General features: G+C 34.0%; 10 protein-coding genes. 1 reads left to right on the top strand and 9 read right to left on the bottom strand.

Going from position 1 to position 17,381, the window contains the following annotated elements; translation table 11 throughout:
• Nucleotides 1–73: 73 nt before the first annotated feature.
• The 9 genes from Q5N74_RS13290 to Q5N74_RS13250 form a co-directional block, all read right to left on the bottom strand.
• Nucleotides 74–1,549 (bottom strand): RagB/SusD family nutrient uptake outer membrane protein, encoded by a 1,476-nt coding sequence (locus Q5N74_RS13290; RefSeq protein WP_304389366.1) that lies wholly within the window; start codon nt 1,547–1,549, stop codon nt 74–76.
• A gap of 11 nt (nt 1,550–1,560) precedes the next feature.
• Nucleotides 1,561–4,635 carry a TonB-dependent receptor gene (locus Q5N74_RS13285; protein WP_304389365.1) on the bottom strand — a complete coding sequence of 1,025 codons (3,075 nt, stop codon included), beginning with the start codon at nt 4,633–4,635 and terminating at the stop codon, nt 1,561–1,563.
• 133 nt (nt 4,636–4,768) lie between these two features.
• Nucleotides 4,769–6,667 carry a right-handed parallel beta-helix repeat-containing protein gene (locus Q5N74_RS13280; RefSeq protein WP_304389364.1) on the bottom strand — a complete coding sequence of 633 codons (1,899 nt, stop codon included), beginning with the start codon at nt 6,665–6,667 and terminating at the stop codon, nt 4,769–4,771.
• A gap of 194 nt (nt 6,668–6,861) precedes the next feature.
• Nucleotides 6,862–9,225, bottom strand: a complete 2,364-nt coding sequence (locus tag Q5N74_RS13275; protein WP_304389363.1) for a glycoside hydrolase family 2 TIM barrel-domain containing protein — start codon at nt 9,223–9,225, stop codon at nt 6,862–6,864.
• Nucleotides 9,226–9,261: 36 nt separating this feature from the next.
• The gene (locus Q5N74_RS13270) at nt 9,262–10,734 is read right to left on the bottom strand and encodes a sulfatase (RefSeq protein WP_304389362.1); all 1,473 of its coding nucleotides are present in this window, start codon (nt 10,732–10,734) and stop codon (nt 9,262–9,264) included.
• Nucleotides 10,735–10,862: 128 nt separating this feature from the next.
• Nucleotides 10,863–12,257 carry a sulfatase-like hydrolase/transferase gene (locus tag Q5N74_RS13265; protein ID WP_304389361.1) on the bottom strand — a complete coding sequence of 465 codons (1,395 nt, stop codon included), beginning with the start codon at nt 12,255–12,257 and terminating at the stop codon, nt 10,863–10,865.
• A 113-nt stretch (nt 12,258–12,370) separates the two neighbouring features.
• Nucleotides 12,371–13,576: a glycoside hydrolase family 27 protein gene (locus Q5N74_RS13260; RefSeq protein ID WP_304389360.1), complete on the bottom strand. Its 1,206-nt coding sequence runs from the start codon at nt 13,574–13,576 to the stop codon at nt 12,371–12,373.
• 146 nt (nt 13,577–13,722) lie between these two features.
• The gene (locus Q5N74_RS13255; protein WP_304389358.1) at nt 13,723–15,102 is read right to left on the bottom strand and encodes a sulfatase; all 1,380 of its coding nucleotides are present in this window, start codon (nt 15,100–15,102) and stop codon (nt 13,723–13,725) included.
• A 17-nt stretch (nt 15,103–15,119) separates the two neighbouring features.
• Complete coding sequence (locus Q5N74_RS13250; RefSeq protein WP_304389357.1) at nt 15,120–16,742, bottom strand: T9SS type A sorting domain-containing protein; 1,623 nt, start codon at nt 16,740–16,742, stop codon at nt 15,120–15,122.
• Nucleotides 16,743–17,003: 261 nt separating this feature from the next.
• Between Q5N74_RS13250 and Q5N74_RS13245 the strand changes: the two genes are divergently transcribed.
• Complete coding sequence (locus tag Q5N74_RS13245) at nt 17,004–17,303, top strand: EF-hand domain-containing protein (RefSeq protein ID WP_304389356.1); 300 nt, start codon at nt 17,004–17,006, stop codon at nt 17,301–17,303.
• Nucleotides 17,304–17,381: the final 78 nt, after the last annotated feature.

The raw sequence follows: 17,381 nt of genomic DNA, 5'->3' as shown, positions 1-17,381 counted from the left end.
TAAATTGTTCAGTTTAGTTAATTTGGTTTTAGCACGAAAAAAAAACGCCATAAACCCTAAACATATTTTTTAGCTAGTAATTTGGGTTTTGAACCAAAACCCCTTCTGATAATGTTACTTGTCCAACAGGTAAAGGCATTAGTTCATGAGTTCCTTTTACGAAACCATAAGGGCTTAACAAAGCTTCTGCTCTTCCTGTTCTTACTAAATCGTGAAATCTAAACCCTTCACCAGCAAGCTCTACGCGTCTTTCATGGTAAATAGCATCTAACAAAGGCTGTCCTGATAATGTATCAGGAAGATTAGGAACTACAGTAGGTAATGCTGTGCCTCTGGCTCTTGTTCTAACCTTATTAACATATTCAATTGCTTTTGTAGGATCTGTGTTATAAATGGCTTCTGCATACATTAAATAAGCATCTGCAAGTCTAATAATACGAATATTATTTGCACTGTTGTTATCACCTCCTATTGTTGGTATTTCATAATTTGTATAAGGGGCCCAAGCATACTTTCTTACATACCAATCTGTACCATAAGGAGCATCTTTAAAAAACAAGGTAGCACCAAATCGAGGATCATTTGTCTCATATTCATTCCTCAAATCAACTCTTGCTTGAACAAATCCCCCGCCTCTGTTGCTGTTCGGGTTTACACGCTTTGGTATTCCTGTTCCTAATATACTTGCATCTGAAGAAAAGTTAATTTCAAAAAGAGAACCTATATTCCACTCACCTTCTGGTTGAAAGATTGTAGCATAGTCTGGTGTTAACTCATGACCTAAAGCAAATAACTGATTTCCATAAGTCTCTACTTGCCCCATTTTATTTTGATATAAAGACACCCGCATCATCATTCCTAAAGCAGCTCCTTTATCAGCACGACCTGTATAACTAGCATCTCTATCCAATCTTGATGGCAAATCTGCAATTGCAATTTTTAAGTCATCTTCAATAAGTTTATAAGAATCTTCTTTGGTAGCTCTTGGAACGTTAAATTCTCCAATTTTTAAAGGCTTACTAATAATTGGTACGCCACCAAAAGAGTTAACCAAATCAAAGTAATAAAAAGCACGTAGAAAATGAGCTTCCGCTAAAATTTCCTTTTTTCTTACTTCATCTTCAAAAGAAATGTTTGGTACATTTTCAATAACCAAATTAGCAAATAATATACCTTTATAGTTTATTTTCCACATTTGTTCTATTATTGGGTTTGATGTTGTGATTGCCCAATTGTCTCTCTCAAATAGTGGCGCATTGTTTTCTGCCGTACGTCCACCTTTAATAAAGTCGTCCGTACCTATTTCACCAAAAATAACATCGTTACCCATAGTGCCCCAAAAGTCACTACCCGCTATTTCGCTCATAGAGGAATACGCTGCTATTAAAGCTTGCTCTGCCTGAGCTGGATTTTTATAAAAATCTTCCAAAACAGGCTCTCCATAAGCTTTAGAATCTAAATCGTCTGTACAGGAAACGAATAGCATGGCAACTATTAAAATTGAAAAACCGTACTTTATGTATCTATTAATATTATTAAATAATTTCATAATCAATGCTTTTAAAAGTTAATATCTAATCCTAAAGAAACCGTTCTTGTTGACGGATATCTACCTCTGTCAATCCCTAAGTCTAAGGATGTTCTACTCCCTTCTTGGGATTGTGTTTCATCTACACCAAGTTCTGGATCCATTCCATTATAATTCGTAATCGTAAATAAATTCTGCCCAGCTAAATAAATCCTAGCTTTTGAAATAAATGTTTTCTCCAAAATTTGATCTTGGAAATTATAACCTATTTGAATATTTTTCAACCGTAGATACGATCCATCTTCAACAAATCTGCTTGATAACCTATTGTTATTGGCAAATCCATCAAATGTGGCTCTCGGTACAGAATTGCTAGTACCCTCGCCTGTCCATCTGTTTAAGAATTCTGTACTCAAATTAGTGTCTAAGGCTCCTTCCAATAAATATCCAGTAGCGTTAAAAATATCATTTCCTTGAACTCCTTGAAAAAACATTGTCAGGTCAAATTGTTTGTAAGTCATATCAACATTAAACCCATAAGTAAAGTCCGGTAGCGGTGAACCAATGAATGTCCTATCACTATCATTAATTTCAGTGTCTCCATTTAAATTTCTATACTTAACATCTCCTGGTTTAGTTCCTGGAAGTGATGCATAATTATCAATTTCATCTTGATTTTGAAAAATTCCGATAGCTTCCAATCCATAAAAAGATGCTATAGAGCGCCCCGCCTCAGTTCTGCTAATACCCTGAAAGCCGTTACCCGCAAAACCTGTAGAAATATTACTGCCTTTTGAAGCTAGACTTAATACTTTATTATCAATGATGGAAATATTACCTCCAACACTAAAGAAAAAGTCATTGATATTTTTCTTATAATTTAAGGAGAATTCTAATCCTTTATTTTCAATCTCTCCGGCATTTACTGTTGGGTTTAAACCATATCCAGATGTTTGTAATATGGGAGATTCCAACAACATATCAGAAGTTGTTTTCACAAAATAATCTGCCGTAAACGTAATAGAATTATTTAACAACGCTAAATCCAAGCCAATGTTTGTGGTAGTTGTAGTTTCCCATTTTAAATCTTGATTACCTGGCCTTAATGGAGCCAAACCAACCACTGTTGTTTCATCGTTGCCCAATAAATAATTTTGGCTAGTGCTCAACGTACTGAAGATAGCAGAGTTTGGTATATTTTGGTTTCCTGTTTCCCCCCATCCGACACGGAACTTTAATTGATTAATCGCATCAATATTGTAAAAACCTTCTTTATGAACATTCCACGCCAAGGCTAACGATGGAAATTGAGCGTATTTGTTGTTTTTGCCAAATCTTGAAGAACCATCTAACCTGTAAGTACCTGTAAATAAATATCTTTCGTCATAATTATAATTTAATCTACCAAAAAAAGACAATAATGATGAACTCGCAATATTCCCATTATTTGTTGACGAATCTACCGCTCCTGCTCCTAAGGTAGGGTTTTCTACACCATCTGGAATTCCACTTCTGGAGGCTAAAACATTGTTAAAATCTGATTTTTGCAACTCATGCCCCAACAAAGCATTGATACTATGTTTTTCCTTAAATGCTATATTATAATTTAAGGTATTAGACCAAACATTCACTCTACTTTCAGACCTTAATAAATTATAGATATTTACAGGTCTATTTTGTTCTGCAGAAATAAAGTACGCGGGTTGAAAATTATCTACCTTTCCATTATTAATCTCTAAACCATAGTTAGATCTAAACGTTAAATTTTCTAAAAGGTCAGCTTCAATAAATACATTCCCTAAAAAACTTTCCTTTTCTAAAGGCGTTTGCTCATATATTGTTAAACCTACAGGGTTTCTTATCTCTGTAGAATATAATGGTCTGGCTGGTGAACCATCTGTATTATATATTGGAGATGTAGGATCTACAACATACCCAATAAATGCCGTTTTAAAATTAGAGTTCCCTCCAAAAGAAGCAACTGAATTCGTTTTTGAGTTTGCATACTGTAAATTGTGCCCCACTTTAATTTTAGGCTTTATTTGATATGTGTTGTTTACTCTAAAATTAGTTCTCTTAAAAGACGTATTGTTTACAATTCCTTTTTGAGAAAGGTTACCAAATGAGACATAATAAGATGCTTTTTCAGTTCCACCAGATATCGATAATTGATGACTTTCAATAGTACCCGTTCTATACACAGCATCCTTCCAATTATAAGATTCTAATGATGATGGATCTGCAAAAGCAGGTTCAGGAGCTGCTCCATCGTTTGTTTTTCCTTCATTATAGGTAGTAGCCCATTGTTCAGCATTCATAACTTCTAAATTGTCAATTCTATTTTCCACACCTATATAGGTTTTATAAGAAATAACTGGCTTCATTTCACTTCCTAATTTTGTAGTAATTAACACCACTCCGTTAGCTCCTCTAGAACCATAAATAGCTGTAGCAGATGCATCTTTTAATACTTCAACCGACTGGGCATCGTCCATATTTATATTGGTAATATCATTAATTGGAACGCCATCAACTATATACAGTGGATCTGCGTCATTAACCGTACCAACACCTCTAATTCGTACGGTAGGCGTAGATCCTGGCTGACCTGAACTTTTTGTAACCGAAACGCCTGCAGCTCTACCTTGAATAGCCTGTGCTATAGAGGTTGATTGTGTTTGGGTCAGTTGTTTGGCACTTATAGAAGACACAGAACCGGTAATATCAGATTTTTTCACTTTTCCATATCCAACTAAAACAACCTCGTCTAATCCTTGAATATCCGATTCTAAAGCTACATTCAAAGGAGATTGAACCACGGTTATTGTTTTGGTTACCATCCCCAAATAACTAAATTGAAGCACATCTCCCCTTTTAGCATCAATGGTATATTCACCATCAAAATTAGTGACAGCTCCTGTTGTAGTACCTACTTTTATTATGGCGGCCCCTGGTATTGGCATACCATCATCAACACTTGTAACAATTCCAGTAATCTCAGAATTTTGAGCTTGAACTGTTATAGTAGTGCAAAAGATGGTAAAAAATAGCATAAACACGTAATGGCTTAGCAACCTTTTTTTAGTCTTTAATTTGTTTAGTTTCATTAGTTTAAATATTTAGTTAATAGTATTAATCCAATTATTAAGTTTGTTAGTTAATAATTAGATTGTCAAATTGTTTAAAGGGTTACTCTAGTAAATTGTCTTCATATTTCATTGTTTTAGTTTTATAGTTTAGTTATTTAAATTTTAGTTTTTCCATACCTTCTTCAGTTTCTAGAATTACTTTTGCTTTTCCTTTATAAATATTATTTTTAAGCACAATATTCTTAGAAGATTTTATTTTTAATGCTGAATTTCCTGGATTTAACATTGGAAATGTTCCGGAATTTGTAATGGTATTTTCTGTAAATTTCACACCATCAGTATTTGATATTTGAAGAATAAGATTATCAAACTGATTGAATGTATTGTTCGAAATCTCTATATTTTTAAATGCAATATTTTTATTATCGTCGTCTGTGACAAAGCGTATGACGCCTCTATCATGGCCACCATATTGGCAATCTTTAAATTCATTGTTTCTAATAATTACATTAGCTGCATTTCCAGATTCGAACCAATAACCACTTTCAACAGGAACAAGAATAGCTTCCATTTCTGTATTAAAAACATTGTTTTCTATAACTGTATTTAAAGGGTTCGAAATCAATAACCCTCGTGCCCTATTACTACCTATATTGCAGTTTTGAACCAGTAAATCGGGATAGCCATCTAAATTTTCAATTAAATCCCCCGTTTTTAAATCTGCAGGTAATTTTTCGTTAAATGTGATGATTTGATACCTATTGTTTAAATATTCTGTTTTTTTAATAGTTCCTTTACTGTATGGAAAGAATGACTTATCTAATCTTACGAACCCAATGTTATCATTTTCACCACCTATAACAAAACCGAGTTGTTGATGATGCATCATGCGTACACCAATACTATAATCGTCTATAACGTCTACGATTTTTTGATAGGTTCCATGTACATTCATGGCGTCGTCCAGTTGATTATTAAATGTGCAATTTTTTAAAACTACTTTGCCTCTGCATCCTACAAAATGAGTAGCATCGGCAGTGGTTGAAACCATCCGGCCATGAGACGGTGTTATATTAAAATTATCTAAGATTAAATCGGATGAGTTTTCAGCAATAATTCCCATCCCACCCGCATGATGAATATTAACATTAGTTCCGTTAAAACCATTAGTATGCGTTACTCTAAACGCAGGAGAAACTCTATTAATCCCTTGCTCGCCTTTCATAGTTAAAATCATACCTACTGGAGGCATTTGTTTTTTATGATTATGAACACGAACTAATCCTGGTTTTAACTGTTCTACAACTAATTTGCTTTCTGTTCCTATATTTTTAAACTCTGGCGCACGATCATCATGCTCATATTTATACTTTATTTTATCAATATTATTTTTCACAGAAGTGCGAGCAATTGTAGAAATGCCTGTGTAAGCTTCCGTATTATAAGCTACAGCTTTTCTTACTGGGTCGAATAAGATAGATTGCCCTAAACTATGCTCATAATATTCTTTTATGAAATAGATTTGACCATTACGGATATCGTATGGATATTCGTCTGAAATTTGCATATCAAACGTTTTGTTCTTTTGGTCTGTTGCTACAATAAGGCCTTCACTATGAAATGACTGCGCCCAATCTATAGTTACATTTTTAACTGTAATGTTACTACTTCCTTCTATTAGAAAAGGAATCATAACACCATGAAAAATGAAGGTAGACCCTTGGCCATCAATGGTTAAATCTTTAAGATTTTCAATAGGAAAAGGTGTTTTTAGCATTAAATCGCCATGATTGGACAAATAGCAAAATTTCTCGAATCCTTTTTCCGGATAAAAATGGTAGGTACCTTTTTCAAATTTTATAACAGAAATAGGTTTTTCATTCGCTAACAATATTCTGGATACCACCGCAAATGTGGCATCTTCTGAGACACCAAGATTGAATACAACAGATTCTGGCTTACCATTTTGAGCCATGCAGCCGTATATGGTTAATAGCATTATCAATCCTGTAATCGGTTTTAATCTCAAAAATTCTATATTGTTTTTCATTTCAACAAATGGGTTATTTCGATTTATGTAAATTTCAAGTATTTACAAGAAAACGGTGTACACACGAGTACAAAAAATGTATGTATTAGTAAATCATTTTATATATTTGGACAGGTCTTAATTTTTGTTAACACCTGATTATCATTATGATAACTTGTTCAAGCAATAGGATATTCGCAACTAAGAGCTGTTTATTATTCTAAGTTTAGCTTTAAGGTTCCTTTTAAATTTTGCGACGAGGCATTGAAAGTAATAGCCCCCGATTTTTTTCCTATTTTAATTAGTGCCGTTGCAATACCGGCTTCAGCAGTAATATTACCGATATTCATTAGTTGGGCATCTCCATTTATTTCAAGTGATACTTCTTCTGAATAATCTGGTATTATGGTTCCGTTTTCATCAATAGCTGCCATGTATAAGAATACAACATCATTAACTCCTGTTTGTGGTGCTACGCCACTTTCATCCAGCCAAACTTTTAAACCCGTTGGTTTTTTGGGTGTTTGCACAAGGTGTTCAGCTACTTCTTTTCCATCAATATACCCCACGGCTTTGAGCGCGCCTGCTTTAAACTCAGGCATATTAAATGTAAATGGTGGGTGTTTTAAGTTGTTGGAAATAGTATTGACATCCGGGTGGCGCCTCTCCACTAATTCGTCATTCAAATACAAAGCTACTTCATCACAATTTGAGAACACACTTAAATTAAGTGGGGACTTTTCATTCCAATAAGAGGCAATATTCAAAACAACTTCATCTGAAGCGTCTCTTTGGCTTTTAAAGAAATAGTATCCAAATTTTGGTATTCTGAATATATCCATAACACCAGAAAACTCTATATCGGGATGGTACCCACGATTGTAATCGTACATTACCCAATAACTATCTGAATATGCCGAGGTATTCATATTATCGTTATGTGATTCTTGCAAATTTTTAGCCTGTTGTAATAACCGCGCTTCGCCATATTCTCGCTTTTGACGACTACTGGATTCGTAACGCTTGGTTTTTGAAAGTTTATCCTGATTTAAACCAGCATTGTTTGAATAATATTCCCAATCGCCATATTCAGAAACCGAATAAGGCTTTGAGCCATCATTATCTTCAGGGTGCATCAATCGGTGTTGGCGTGCCTGAAAATAAATATCGTACACATCGTTCATCCAACCACAAGAATACACTTTTTCACCTGGGTATTGTTCATGAACAATTTTGTTGAGTTCTTCCATAAAGAAAATAGGCATTTTGGTTTCGTTCAACGATACTTCCCATGCCAAAACACAGGGATGATTACGGTCTCTATAAATCAATTCTTTGGCCGATTTATAGGCTTGTTCTCTAAATGCATCACTATCTAAATAATATTGCCAGCCCAAAATGGCATCCACTACCACCAAACCTAACTCGTCACAAGCATCCATAAATGCGGGAGATTGTGGGTAATGCGATAATCTTATATAATCAAAACCACCTTCTTTTATTTTTTTAGCATCCCGATATTGGGCATTATCTGAAAGGGCATAACCAACAAATGGATATTCCTGATGACGGTTAACGCCTCTTAAATACGTTTGTTCGCCATTGATATAAAGTTTGTTGTCTTTAAAAGTGAATGCTCTTATTCCGAATTTATTTGAAGCCATATCCATAATTTCATCATCAACATAAACTCTTGTTTCTACCTGATATAGATTTGGTGTTTTAGGTGACCATAACTTAGCATTTCCTATAGAGATTTTTTCAATAATTTCTTCATCTTTTCCTGCTTCAATGGTTGTTGTATTCGCTATTTGCTCTTTTATCAATTCACCTTTATGAAAAATAGAATGAACTACTTTCACCCCTTTTGATTCTTTTTCCTCATTTATGATATGCGTTTTAATTTGAACCACAGACTCTGATTCTGAAACTTTTGGATAGGTAATAAAAACACCACCGCCAGCAGTTTTGTCTGCCAACACTGGATGGGAAATATGCACATTATTTTTCACTTTTAACCAAGCATTTCTATACAAACCACCATACATATTAAAATCTAAAATCTTTAATGGTTTAGGTCCGGTAATTGGGTTATCGGTATTGTTTAATCGAATGGCAATATTATTGTTTTTACCAGCTTCAACATATTTTGTAATATCAATCACAACTGGCAAATAACCGCCCAGATGTGTAACAACTTCCATCCCATTAATCCAAATTTTAGAATGGTTCATGGCGGCTTCCAATTCTATAATCAGTCTTTTATTTTTATAAGAGGCAGGAATATTTAAGTTTTTTCTGTACCAACAGATACCTTGCCATTGGTTATTAACAACCAAAGGTTCTAAATTTGCTGTATGTGGCAAACTAACAGATTCCCAAGATGTATCGTTTAAATCAGCTAAATGATAACTACTTTCATCAACATCATTTGCTTCTAATAGTTTAAATTTCCAATCATCATTTATTTTTATATTTTGAACACCTATTTCTTGACACGCTTGTAAGCTTAAAAAAGAAAATAACATTAAGAACTGAACAAGAATTCTTTTGGAGGATTTCATAGCTGAAATATGCATGGTATATTGTGTTTTTTAGTTGATTAGATATTGTAATTAATGTTTTAAATCTTTATATTCTTTTGACAAATTTTTAAACCCAATTTCCACCCCATTTTGCATTTGTTTATACAAATCTGGCTTGTGTGTTTTCACCCAATTTAAAACATCAACCGCAGTGGCATGCTCTGGGTGATATACATTACTAACAGCTTTCATGTCTTTTTCAAAAGATTTTGTTTTCTTTCTTAGCTTTTTTAATATGGATGCATATTTAGGGTTGTAAGCTAGATTTATCAGTTCAAATGGATCGCTTTTTAAATTGTACAATTCTTCTTTAGGTTTGGAATTTTCAAAAAAGAATGCTTGATCTTTATTAAGTTTACCTTCAGCTTTTAAAGTTCGCATGATGTGAACGGCGGGACGATAAAATTCTAAATACGCCTGATGTACATCAAAAGGCATTTCCGGTTTATCATTTCTAATGTATTTCCATTCATCGGATGTAATGGCTCTTGATTTTTCTTGAACTTCATCCCACAAATCGCGAGCAGCATAAACATAATCTCTTTTGAATTTTTTTTCGAAAATAGGTTTGCCCGTTATGTATTTTGGAATATCTACACCAGCAAAATCTAAAATAGACGCTGTAATATCGGTAGTACTTACCACGTCTTTTCTAATTTGCCCTCCTTTAAATTCTTTTGGATAATATACTATTAAAGGAATATGTAGTCCTGGGTCATGCAAATAGCCCTTGCCTTTTATATTGCAACGTCCGTTATCGCCAATAAAAATAACAATGGTATTTTCTGCCATCCCTTTATCTTCTAGCTCCTTGAAAATCATTCCAATTTCATTATCTAAATATTCTATTTGATCTAAATATTTAGCCCAGTCTAACCGAATGATTGGGTCATCGGCATAATATGGAGGTAATACGACATCTTTTGGATTTACAGGATGCTTTGATTCTGCTCGAACATCATTCCACCAATCGCCTCGATGAGAAGCTACCAGCTGAATTTGAGCAAAAAATGGTTGATCTTCTTTTTCAAAGTTGTCGTATTTATCAAAAAGCCCAAATTTTGTTTTTCCGTCCCATTCACCTAAGGGTTCATGCTTAAAATTTACATCAATTTTTCTGCCTTTGCCCATAACCCCATGATGCCCCAAAATAGTGGTATAACCGGCATCTTTTAACCAATAGGTAAACGGTTTGAATTGTTCATCCAAAGGCACGTCCCTGTTGCTACGGTGATTCTGGGTGTTGGTTTTATTTTGATGGGTACCAATCATCATGGCAGATCTACTTGGCGAGCAGATTGAATTTGTTACAAAACAATTATCAAATCGAACCCCTTCTTCAGCCATTTTATTTAAAACAGGCGTTTTAACAGCAGGCATACCGTAACATTCTAAATCTAAGCTCATGTCTTCCGCCATTAACCAAATAATATTTGGTTTTTGTTGGGCAAAACCATTTATGAGACTCATTAATACTAGTAGTACGGTTATAAATTTTTTCATTTTTAAAGTATATTGAATTTCAAAATAAGCTTATTAAACGTATAAAATTGTCTTTATGTGTTTAATTAATGTCTTTACGGATAAAAATTTGAGACAATCAGTGTGTGTGGTACTTATGGATTTTCAATTCATTTAAAAATCCCACCAGAAAAAGGATAATGCTCTATAACAACACTTTCTTTTTTCAGAATCTCATTCATCTTGCTAACAATTTCTGGATTTTCAGCTGAAACATCTTTGGTTTCGAAAACATCATTATCTAAATCGTATAATTCAGTTTTGTTTGAATCAGCAATTCTAATGGATTTCCATTTTCCCATTCTGGTTGCTTGTTTAAAGCCTTTCTCCCCTTTACCTTCTTGTATTTCCCAATACAAATGGTCGTGTTTCTTTTGTTCTTGATTTAATAAGGTTGGTAAAAACGAAATACCATCGGTTTGTGATGGCGCTTTAATACCCGCTGCATCAGCTATGGTTGGCATTATATCATAAAACGCCCCTTGATGGTTGGTTGGTTTTCCTGAAGAAATTTTCCCTTTCCAATATGCAATCATAGGTTCACGTACACCTCCTTCATACAAATCGCGTTTATGCCCTTTTAAACCTCCAGAACTTTTAAAAAATAACGGATCGTGATTTTCCTTTTGAGGGCCATTATCACTCGTAAAAATAATTAAGGTGTTTTCTAATTCTCCCTGCGCTTTTAATAAATTGAACAATCTTCTAACTTGTGAATCGAACATGGTTATTCTTGCAGCATGATTTCTTTCTTCTTCTGGCCAGCCTTTTTCACGATACAAATCATTATGGCTAATAAAATACTCATGGGCATGAGGAATTCTGTAGGACATGTACAAGAAGAATGGTTTATTGCTTTCCTTTTTATTTTGGAGATAATCTAATGCAAAATTTGTACGGAATTCATCCAAGCATTTATACTTTGTATAATCGTAAAGAATAGAATCCTCGTTATTGTTAACCCAATGTACACGCTCGTCTATTTCATTTCCATTGGCATCTTCTCCCCATTGTTCTTGTACGGCATAGTCAAATCCGCGTCCTTTCGCCCATGTACTCACATCTTCTGGAACGTCTAAATGCCACTTCCCTATCATAGCAGACTGATAGCCAGCATCTTTTAACATTTCGGGAATGGTAATTTCCGTTTTGCGTAACGGAACACGTTCCCATTTATTGCCAAAATCACCCTTATTCCCTCTTATACTCACATGACCTGTATGCACTCCTGTCATTAACACAGCTCTTGAAGGAGAGCAAACCGAGGTTCCTGCATAAAAATCGGTAAACCTTAAACCTTGAGAAGCCAATGAATCTAAAAAAGGGGTTTTAATTTCTTTTTGACCATACGCCCCTAATTCCCCATAACCCATATCATCGGCTAATAGCAATACAATATTTGGTTTTTTAGGTGCTACTTTAACGGCTCCTTTTTCTGGAATTTGCTTACATGCTCCTAATGAAAAGAACATTATAATACTTAGTATAAAAAGATTAATCCTCATGATTTAACTGTTTTTAGTTTATTTCGTTATTAATTTTCTTCCTTTTGAATTAAACTGATGAGATAAGAGAAGAGTGAATTTACTTTATGAAATGAGGTTTTTGCTTTCGATTTTTAATTAGAAAGTACTAACATTTTACTTTGATGTGTATTTACTTTCATCCCAATTTCATCAGAAAAACTTCCTAAATCTGAATGACTGATAACGTTTCGTGCAAACACTTTTCCGCTGAAACCCAACTCTTTTAGACTTATTTTGATTTCTTGCTGACCAGTTTCATCTAAATTCAAAAATAAAACGGCGCGCTTTCCGTCTTTTAATTTTTTTAACCATACTTGAGTTTCACCCACTCTTTTAATGATTCTTCCTTGCTCAGTTGGGTCTTGGTTGATGGCTATCATTTCTTTATTTAGAACTAAGTTTTTCTCGAATTTTGACATTTTCCCTGGATCGTTTCCTAACATCAAAGGAGAACTCATCATGCACCAAAGTGCAAATTGTGCTTCTTGCTCATTATGAGACATTCCATGCACCCCGGTAACCAACATATCTGGATCGTTCCAATAGCCATTACCCGCAAATTCTGCAGATTTGTTATTTTCTTCAACAATTTCCATAACACTAAAATGAGGTTTTCCAAAATCTAAAGGTTTTGAAAAATCTGCTCCTCCGGTATGAATTCTTGATCTGATATCTCCTGTAGTTCTCGCCATATTGCAAAAGTCTGGGTACCAATCTCTGTATTTATAGGCCGAGATACTATAAAAAATATCTCTACCGCTTTCATTAAAAAGTTTACTCCATTTTTGATACAATTCTTTTGAAGTTTCTTCACTCCATCCCGATTTTGATTTTGGACAAGTCGCACATGGATCGTCTACGTATTTGCATTGATCTAATTTTATAAAATCAAGTTCCCATGCTTCAAATTGTTTCAAATGCACTTCTTCTCGTCCTGCTGCTCCAACAGGATCACCACCGCAATCATGCGTTCCGGGAACAACATGTAACCCCAACTTCATTCCTTTTGAATGGGCATAATCTGCTAATGGTTTGATTCCGTTTGGAAATTTAACTGGATGCGGTAAAAGCTCTCCGTTGGGACCTAATTTTGTATCTCTCCAACCTCCATCAATAATAACATAAATATAACCTGCATCTCGCAAGCCTTCTTTTACCATATCATCAATAACTTGTTTTACTACTTTTTCATTAATAGCATCTTTGCCAAACCAATTCCAACTATTCCAACCCATTGGAGGCGTTTTTGCTATTTCTGCCTTTTTTTGAGCAACCATTGTTGCGCTGATACAAATCATCAAAAAGCATATTACTGTTGCTTTTAATTTCATAATCTAAATTTATTATTAGTTTTTGTTCATGATTTCTGAGCCCAAAAACCCATCGTTATCATTGTATTAACTAAAAAACGCTTATATTTTAAATAATTCTTTTGATTTCATTTTTAATAAACAGGTACTGCTTCTTTTTCCCATTCAGCAATTGCTTTCTTTAATTCTTTTCCTTTTTCAAGGTTTTTATCGATTAAATCATTCTGTTCGCTAATATCTTCCTTCACATTGAAGAGTTGAAATTTGCCACTGTGGTATTTAATGAGTTTCCAGTCGCCATCAATAACCGCTGCATATTGATCTTCATAACTACGGAAGAAATATAATTTTCTTTTCTCCATGGTATCGCCTTTTAAAATCGGCATTAAACTTTTTCCTTGTATCCAATCATCAGTGCATTTTTTACCTGAAGCAATTTCTATCAATGTTGGATATAAGTCTAAAGATTGCACTGGAATATCAGTAACCGTATTTGCTTTGGTTACCCCTGGGTAATACACCATAAAAGGGACACGAGCACCACCTTCACCTAATGTATTGCCTCCTTTTTTACCGCCGCTAAGTGGTGTATTTGGAAAAGCCCCTCCTTGATCGGAAATTAAAATTATAATGGTATTGTCTGCAATTCCTTTTTCTTCTAAAGCCTTTCTAACTTTCCCAACAGACTCATCCAATGTTTCTACCATCGCACCCAAATCGGCATATTTACCTTCCATTCCTTTGGCCTTATATTTAGCTATCAAATCTTTTCGACCTACTTGCGGCCCGTGCACCGTGTAATACCAAAACGACAACATAAAAGGTTCGTTTTTATCATAGTTTTTGATAAAATCAGTTGCACCGTTTGTCAATACATCCGTTAAATAATCACCTTCCTTAAGACCTGATTTTAAGAATTCTTTAGGGTCTTCATCCGCATTAAAAAATGGGAAATAGTAGTTTTTTGGATGTCCTGCATTTGTTGTTCCGTACATCTCATCAAAGCCTTGTTTGTCTGGATAATTAGCTTCGTGTCCTAAGTGCCATTTTCCGATAAACATGTTATAATACCCGTACTCCTTCAAACGTTCTGCATATGTAACTTCTTCTACTGGCAAATAATTAATGGAAGGCATTTGAACTGGATCTCCTGGCCATAAACTATATTTTTCTTCATCTGGATTTCCCGATATATGACGAACCATTTCCATACGAACAGCTTCTTTTCCTGTTAAAAGTGAAGCTCTACTTGGGCTACAAGTTGGTGTTGGAATATAAGCTCTATTAAAGTCTAAACTCTCCGTTTTTAATTGATTTATATTTGGTGTTTCAAACAGAGGATTTCTATATCCAATATCTGCCCAACCCCAATCGTCAACAAACAATAAAACTATGTTTGGTTGTTTAGATTTTAACGGACTTACAACTTCTTTCTTTAACTGGCTTTTACACGAAACAAATTGAAGTGACATTAATAAGGTTACAACAATTAAAAGGTTGTTTGTTTTATTCATTTTGCTATTTTATTTTATTATTTAATAACTAATTTTTTAATGTTTTCATTATCAATTCTAACAAAATACACACCAGATTTTAAATGAGTTAAATTTAAAGTAATTGTTTCTGCCGATGCATTCAATTCAGATTTAAATCGCTCTTTTCCAAACACATCATAAATTAAAATTTGCTGTATATTATTGATTTTAGATAAATGTATATTCAGTTTTCCTAAAGTAGGATTTGGATATATCAACGATTCCTTAAATTCGAAATTTTTAGTTGATAACGATCCATTTTCTAACGGATTTCTTGGGTTTGGAGTGTTTCGATATTCCGAAGGGACGAAGAAATTAACACCTGAAACGGATTCATTACAAATTTCATAATCATCAAAACTATCCTTGAAAAAAGCGTTTGGAGGTAAATAATAAGATTCTATATTATACCCGTTTGCTGTAACCTCTGAAACAGGTAAATCAATAGGATAATGACCTGGCTTATCTTGCTCAGAAAGTACAGCACCTATTGCTGGACCAGTTCTACTTTCGCCATCCGTATTTAAAGTTGTAGAAATGCCAACACCATTAGAGCGTTCTACACGTAACTGACATGGTATATATCGTAATCGCTTTGAAGGATGCAATTGCGCATCTTGGCCAAAGTTTGCTGTAACGTTTCTTACTATGGAAGCGGAATCGAAAGAACCAGGTGTTAAGCCATCAATCGCTTGTTCATCTGTGGTAAAACCTGCCGACCAAACCACGGCAGCTTCACAACTTGTACCAGTAATATCTCGTATATCAAAAAAACCTTGATCTAAAGTATGTGGAGAAAGTTGTAGGGCACTTTGTCCGTTTGTACATTCAATATTTCTTCCATAAATATTAGATAATTTAATGGCTTCAAAAATAGCCCCCGCAGTATATTGAATTAAATCAAATCCTGTTTCTAACCTCAATGCCACACCACCAACACAAGTTAAATCTCTAAAAAGTATATTTTTACCAGCTTGCAATTGCACTAAGCCGTAGCCGTAATGCCCATTATCCATAGTCAAGTTTTCTATAATACCGCCTTGAGGCACGCCTCTAACCATGTTAATAACACCATTAGAAGTTTTGTAATTACTACCAAAGGCTAATGAGGAAAACTCTGTATAACTATCTGTAATATGAAAATTAGCTATTTTAAAATTACTACAATATTTAAAATTAATGACTCTAATACGGAGTATACTTGCTAATTCACTCAAATCGACATTAAATTTCCCACCTATACCTACAATACTAAAATTATCAATTCCAGCGTTCGCATCTGCATTAAACATCGCATTGTTTACACCTTGAATAGGATTAAACGGAATAAATATGGCACCAGCATCAACCTCCATATGAACGTTCGATTTTAGTGGAACTTCAAGTATTCTATAAGTTCCTGCTTGCACTGTAATGATACCTCCTGAAGTGGTTAATGCATCAATAGCATCGATAAATATCTGCGTATCATCACCAGTGCCAGCGGATGGCGATATTGTTTGAGTACCAGAACCCATAGTAGGATTGAAAAAAGTAATATCTGCTGGTAATGTTTGAGAAAATGATACAGATGTACTAAGCAACATCTGCAACATAAAAAAATGTAATTTTAGCTTCATCTTAAAATCAATTGATTGTTTGCGCTTCTGATACAAACTTTGTTATTAAACCAAATAAAGTGGATTATTCATACTAATATGTCTTTCATAGTTTAATAAATGTTTCTCATGGTAAATTAGCATTCTATTCACCAACATTATATGCTTAATGACATCGAAATTAAATTTAATTATCTCTAAATACATTCTATGGACTTACACGCACATTTTTTTCTTGATTCATGAATATCTTTGACTTATAACAGTTAAAATTAAAAACACATGAAAATTATAAAAATCACATTTGTAGTATTGGGAGTTTTGGCTTTTTCAACATCTTATGGTCAAGATCAAGACCGTGAAAAATTGGAAAAACAAAAAAAACAATTTGATAAAATTGACAAAGATTCTAACGAAGCTATTAGTTTAGAAGAAATGACTATTTTTTACGAAGGAAAGAAAAACAAAAGCGGCGACATTATTAATGCTGACAAAATGTTTAAAAACAAAGATAATAATGCAGATGGCAAACTAACTTTTGAAGAGTTTATTGCAAAACCTGAAAAGAAAAAAAAGAAATAAACTGTTTTAAATAGCACAAAATAAATAAGCCAAGGCCTTAAAATTTCTTGGCTTTTTTTTTACTATTAAACCATGCTT

Origin of the sequence: Mariniflexile sp. AS56, from assembly GCF_030552475.1 — a bacterium.
GTDB lineage: Bacteria > Bacteroidota > Bacteroidia > Flavobacteriales > Flavobacteriaceae > Mariniflexile.
Note: the sequence above shows the minus strand (reverse complement) of the source record. Positions and strands in the feature narration are given on the sequence as shown.

Bases quoted from the DNA above. Each gene is read 5' to 3' on its own strand.
- Q5N74_RS13290 (WP_304389366.1), bottom strand. From the start codon at position 1,549: ATGAAATTATTTAATAATATTAATAGATACATAAAGTACGGTTTTTCA.
- Q5N74_RS13285 (WP_304389365.1), bottom strand. From the start codon at position 4,635: ATGAAACTAAACAAATTAAAGACTAAAAAAAGGTTGCTAAGCCATTAC.
- Q5N74_RS13280 (WP_304389364.1), bottom strand. From the start codon at position 6,667: ATGAAAAACAATATAGAATTTTTGAGATTAAAACCGATTACAGGATTG.
- Q5N74_RS13275 (WP_304389363.1), bottom strand. From the start codon at position 9,225: ATGCATATTTCAGCTATGAAATCCTCCAAAAGAATTCTTGTTCAGTTC.
- Q5N74_RS13270 (WP_304389362.1), bottom strand. From the start codon at position 10,734: ATGAAAAAATTTATAACCGTACTACTAGTATTAATGAGTCTCATAAAT.
- Q5N74_RS13265 (WP_304389361.1), bottom strand. From the start codon at position 12,257: ATGAGGATTAATCTTTTTATACTAAGTATTATAATGTTCTTTTCATTA.
- Q5N74_RS13260 (WP_304389360.1), bottom strand. From the start codon at position 13,576: ATGATTTGTATCAGCGCAACAATGGTTGCTCAAAAAAAGGCAGAAATA.
- Q5N74_RS13255 (WP_304389358.1), bottom strand. From the start codon at position 15,102: ATGAATAAAACAAACAACCTTTTAATTGTTGTAACCTTATTAATGTCA.
- Q5N74_RS13250 (WP_304389357.1), bottom strand. From the start codon at position 16,742: ATGAAGCTAAAATTACATTTTTTTATGTTGCAGATGTTGCTTAGTACA.
- Q5N74_RS13245 (WP_304389356.1), top strand. From the start codon at position 17,004: ATGAAAATTATAAAAATCACATTTGTAGTATTGGGAGTTTTGGCTTTT.